Below are 5,225 nucleotides of genomic sequence, written 5' to 3' on the forward strand. Positions count from 1 at the left end.
CCCGTAACTGACGGTTATACGAGACCGTTGTGCCCCATTTGAAAAAATGACGTTGGAAGAACTAAATAACGAACTCAAAGAATTAGGCGTATCTGACGACAGATATTATCTACATGGACTTTTCGGCTCGACTGACGACAACGACAAAATCGCCTTGACCGTCAAAAAAGGAAAGTTCACAATTGAATATGAAGTCTACTACAGAGAACGTGGTGAAAAACATTCTTCAAGGACATTTACGACAGAAGATGAAGCTTGTGAATATCTACTGCACAAAATTCAAGAAGAACTGACAATCGAAAAAGTCCAGAACGTCATAGGACTTGATGGTATGACCGTAAACGAACGGCTTTGGGAAACAGGATTAATGGACGAATTTGACCAGACCAAAAAGAAGAATAAAATTCGAGCCGCTCAGATTCTGAGAATTTTAAGAGTAGACGAACCTTCGATTAAGAAAATTTTAAAATGAAAAACGGGGCACAACAAAACCTATACGCAATGCGGGCTGACGAGATAAACGAAAGGTCAGTGCTTTTAAGCCGCCAAAGCTCCGCTTTGACGTTTTTGTTGAATAAATTTAAAAACACAAAACGCAGCTTTGGCTCGCGTCTGTGCCAGATTGAAAGTTTCGGCTTTCAAACTCCGCACTGCGCATAGCCGGGCCGTTGCCAGTAATGCAAAAACACCTCGTTAAAATTCAACAGAAGAACAATAACCTAAACATTTTTTGTAACATTAAATAGAAATTCTACACTAATTGTTTAATGATTAAAGACATATTATTTCAAATTAAATACACGTTCTCTCAACTAAAATTCAATAGAAAAAAAGAGATAAATCAAAGATTAAAAGAATGTTTTGGAAAACCGAAAAATGACACTTTTGACTTTGATTACATTGAAAAATACTTTAGAAATAAAGATAATTCACAAGCATATCAAGTAATATCGGACAAAACCTGTAACGACTTGGATTTTGACGATTTGTTTATGCTACTTGACCGAACGAATTCAAAAGTTGGTCAACAATACTTTTATAATCATCTTCGGACAATAAAAGTAAATGAAAAGCAAACAAAGCTAAACGAAGAAATAATTACTGAATTATCAGAAAATCCTGAATTAAGAATTTCAGTTCAAAAAAAGATTGAAAAGCTAAAGCATAAAGATGCGTATTATATATCCTCTTTATTTCAAGAACAACATCTTAATCCACCAAAATGGTTTATTGCAATCAAACTATTGTCATTTGCCAGTTTAGTCTCACTTGTTTTAGGCTTTTTCAACCCTATATATTTCATAGTTCTATTAGGTGTTTTTTGTGTGAATTTTGTGCTTCACTATTGGAATAAAAACAATTTAGTTCAATATATAGGTTCAATCCCACAGCTTTTAAAACTTAATACTATTGCATCTCATTTATTTACCAACTCTTTATTTAAAAAATTAAATCCTGACTTATCAAAGTCAATAAAACTAATAAATGAAGTTAAAAATAGGATGTCTTTTTTCTCACTCGAAGCAAAACTTCAAGGAGAATTTGAAATCATAGCTTGGTTTGTATTTGAGATTTTTAAAACAATGTTTTTGCTTGAGCCTTTATTATTATTTGGTGTCTTAAAAAGGCTGAATACGAAAAGAGAAGAAATAGAAAGTGTTTTTAAGTTTGTTGGGCATATTGATATGCTAATTTCAATAGCCTCTTTAAGAAACGGAGTTAATACATTCTGTTTGCCAATTATTGATGATGAAGAAAAAATAATTGCTAATGATATAAGTCATCCTTTAATTTTCAATTGTACTACTAATAGCATTGAAATAACTAAAAAATCTGTACTTCTTACAGGCTCAAATATGTCTGGAAAAACTTCTTTTATTCGGGCCATTGGGCTGAATGTAATAACTGGACTAACAATTAATACTTGTTTTGCTAAATCAATGACTTTTCCTTTATTAAAAGTGTTTTCGGCAATCCGAATAAGTGATGATTTAATGAACGATAAAAGTTATTATTTTGAAGAAGTTATTACCATTAAAGAGATGCTTAAAGAGAGTGAAAACGGAAATAAAAACCTCTTTCTTTTAGACGAAATATTTAAAGGCACAAATACAGTAGAACGTATTTCTGCTGGAAAGTCTGTTTTATCAGCCTTAACAAAGAACGACAATAAAATATTGGTTTCTACTCACGACATAGAGTTGACAGATATGCTTTTGGACGAATATGAATTGTATCATTTTAGTGAAACAGTAAACGACAAAACTGTTGGATTTGATTACAAATTAAAAGGTGGAAAGCTGAAGAATAGAAACGCAATTAGAATACTTGAAATTAATGATTACCCACAAGAAGTTGTTAAAGAAGCAATCGAAATAGCAAAAGAATTAGACAAAATATATTTAGCGAAAAACACTACTGGCAACAACGTGTATAAGCAATAGCGGTTTAAGTGCAAACTCGAACCGTTTTTGCGTTTAAATAAGTATATTGCTTATCGAAAAGTAGTTGCGTAAAATCCGCTACTGCTCATACACAAGACCGTTGTGCCACATTGGAGAAAAACCTATGAGAAAAATTATAATTTTAGTATTAATACTAACTTTTAGTTGTCAATCGGACAAAAAAGCCGAATGCAATTATATAACCGATTATTATCAAACAGTTTATAAAGCCGATTTGCAATTTGAAACGAAGAATTACGAAAAGGCATTTGAACTTTATCAAGACGCTTTCAAATCTTGCGAGGCAATTAACACCTCTACTTATAATGAAATTGGAAAATTTACAGAAAGTTCAGCCATTTTAGGAAAATTTGATATAACCTATGAATATGCAAAAAAGCAAGTCTTAAATGGCGTTGAACTAAATAGATTTGAGAATAATGACAATTTTAGCGAATTTCTGATTTCGGAATTTGGACAAAAATTCATTTCGGAATACAATAGTTTGCGGAAAGAATTTGAAACTAATGCTGACTTTAAACTTCGTGACGAATTAATTTCAATGAAGTCTGACGACCAAATGTATCGTGGAAGTAATTATCAAGATAATATAGCAAAGCAAGACAGCATCGACAATCTTCACGAAAAACGATTGATTGAGATTTTCGAGACTATTGGTTATCCGACTGATAAAATCGTTGGACCAAGAACTATGGATTATCCTGTTGATGTAGGACTTTTATTACTTCACACAGATGACAGTATTCGAATAAATTATTTTGTGCCAAAAATTAAAGAGTTTGTAAAAAATGGAACTGCTTCACCACGAACATTAGGGACAATGATTGACCAATATCATTTATACAATGGTGAGCAACAGATTTATGGAACATATAGAGCTCAAGGTGGTGGTTATGCGAATATGATTGATGATTTAAATAAAGTTCACACCAACCGAATTTCGATAGGTTTACCACCATTGGAACTAAAAGAAAAAAAGGATAGTCTAATGAAAGCCAAATATGGATTTTAAAAAAACAACGTGGCACAACAACGGCTATAGTTCATTACGGCTGAAATTCCTAATCGGAATTTCAAGCCTATTTGCTAAATTTATGGTTACGGCGGAATGATACTCGCGTACCATTCCGTAACGAAACCATAGCCAAAACCGTTGTGGTGCATTTAAAACAGACAAACTTGACCCAAGATAAAATCCATGGAATATACAAGCGACTTGCCTATATAATAGGCGGAATCAGCTTGATTGTGTTAATTGTTCCATTTGGTGACTACGACTTACCAGACCGCTTAGGACTTGCCTTAACTTTGAACATTGGATTTCACCTATTTTATTATGCGATAAGTCTCGTTCCATTGACCCAGTTAGGTTGGTTAAAGGAGTATTCGACCACAAAAGAATTGGCGAAAAGAGGATATACAGCGATGTCATATTTTATAATCGTGGCATGTCTTTTCGTGAGTATTACCACAATCACAGAAGTAGCTTCGACACAAGAATTTTACCGACTAACCACATTGCTCGTTTTGACAGGAGTAATCCTCGGAGCATTGAAATTGAACTTAGAATTAAGAGGAAAAAAATAAAAGAAAAACGCACCACAACAACGCATATAGCTTATGGCGGGTGAGCGGCTATCCGCATGGTTTTCGCTCTGTAGCCAACCTTGGTTTCGGTCGACAGGAAAGTGCTCCGAAACCGCCACAAGCCATATGCAAAACGTTGTAGGTAAATTGATCAAAAAATACTGTGTGAAAGAATTTCATTAATTGCTTGGTCTGATAAACGAAAAGTCAGTCGGCTGAGTGGAAGATTTAAAACGGAAATTTACGACTGAATAGTTTGTTTTGTGTCTCAAACGGCTGAATGGATTTCGGCGCCAGAGCAGCTGAAATGATGATCGAAATTAATTGTTGACTGATTTGTCACCTCTGCTCGACCCCGATTTAAAGAATAATAAAAAGATCAATTATAAACCGAATCTGAATAAAATCTACCTACAACAGAGTGTATAGCTCATTGCGACTGAATTTTCTACCGAAAATTCCACGCAATGTGCTATCTTTCAGCCACGGCTGAAAGACTTGCGCCAGTTTGTTCGCAACGCAGCTATACACACGAACCGTTGGGTGTAATTTGAGCGAAATTTTACCAATTTGATTTTTTACCAAATTTTGGTATATTTGAATAAAATTAAAAGTAATGAAAAACACATCAATATCGCTTGGAAATTATTTTGACCAATTTGTACAAACTCAAGTTTCTGCTGGACGATACAAAAACGTCAGTGAAGTAATCAGAGCTGGACTTAGGCTTTTGGAAAATGAAGAGAGTAAAGTAATTGCTCTACGAAATGCAATTCAAGAAGGACTAAACAGTCCATTAGTAGAAGACTTTGACTTTGACGAAAATCTAAAAAGATTAAAAGCGGAAAAAAGAAAAAATGGCTAAAGTAATTTTAAGACAAAAAGCCATTGATGACTTGAATGACATTTGGGATTATACTTTTGACAAATGGTCTGCAAAACAAGCAGACAAATATTATGCTACAATAAAGTTAGCCTGTAACGGAATTGGACAAAATCCTGATGTTGGAAAAGAATATGACGGAATAAACAAAAACTTGCTCGGACTAAAATCTGGGAAACATATTATATTTTATCAATCACTTTCCGAAGATAGAATTGAAGTCATAAGAATTTTACACGAGCGAATGGATTTGAAGAAAATAATAACCGAATAAAAAACTACACCCAACA

6 protein-coding genes are annotated in these 5,225 nt (G+C 33.7%); all 6 read left to right on the plus strand.

Translation table 11 applies throughout. The annotated features are described in order from the left end of the window. The first annotated feature begins 46 nt into the window (after positions 1-46). The 6 genes from F598_RS15530 (at position 47) to F598_RS0114160 (ending at position 5,209) form a co-directional block, all read left to right on the plus strand. Complete coding sequence (locus F598_RS15530; protein WP_019039727.1) at positions 47-472, plus strand: hypothetical protein; 426 nt, start codon at positions 47-49, stop codon at positions 470-472. Positions 473-767: 295 nt separating this feature from the next. Beyond that, a complete protein-coding gene (locus tag F598_RS0114140) occupies positions 768-2,444 on the plus strand; it encodes a MutS-related protein (RefSeq protein WP_019039728.1) in 1,677 nt (558 codons plus the stop codon). A gap of 124 nt (positions 2,445-2,568) precedes the next feature. Beyond that, complete coding sequence (locus tag F598_RS0114145) at positions 2,569-3,477, plus strand: hypothetical protein (RefSeq protein WP_019039729.1); 909 nt, start codon at positions 2,569-2,571, stop codon at positions 3,475-3,477. A gap of 167 nt (positions 3,478-3,644) precedes the next feature. Further along, on the plus strand, positions 3,645-4,052 hold the full coding sequence (locus F598_RS0114150) for a hypothetical protein (protein ID WP_019039730.1): 408 nt from the start codon (positions 3,645-3,647) through the stop codon (positions 4,050-4,052). A gap of 616 nt (positions 4,053-4,668) precedes the next feature. After that, a complete protein-coding gene (locus tag F598_RS0114155) occupies positions 4,669-4,917 on the plus strand; it encodes a type II toxin-antitoxin system ParD family antitoxin (RefSeq protein ID WP_019036946.1) in 249 nt (82 codons plus the stop codon). Continuing rightward, a complete protein-coding gene (locus tag F598_RS0114160) occupies positions 4,910-5,209 on the plus strand; it encodes a type II toxin-antitoxin system RelE/ParE family toxin (RefSeq protein ID WP_019036947.1) in 300 nt (99 codons plus the stop codon). The genes F598_RS0114155 and F598_RS0114160 overlap by 8 nt, the downstream gene beginning before the upstream one ends. Positions 5,210-5,225: the final 16 nt, after the last annotated feature.

This window comes from Psychroflexus tropicus DSM 15496 (assembly GCF_000378765.1).
GTDB classification, from domain to species: Bacteria; Bacteroidota; Bacteroidia; order Flavobacteriales; family Flavobacteriaceae; genus Psychroflexus; species Psychroflexus tropicus.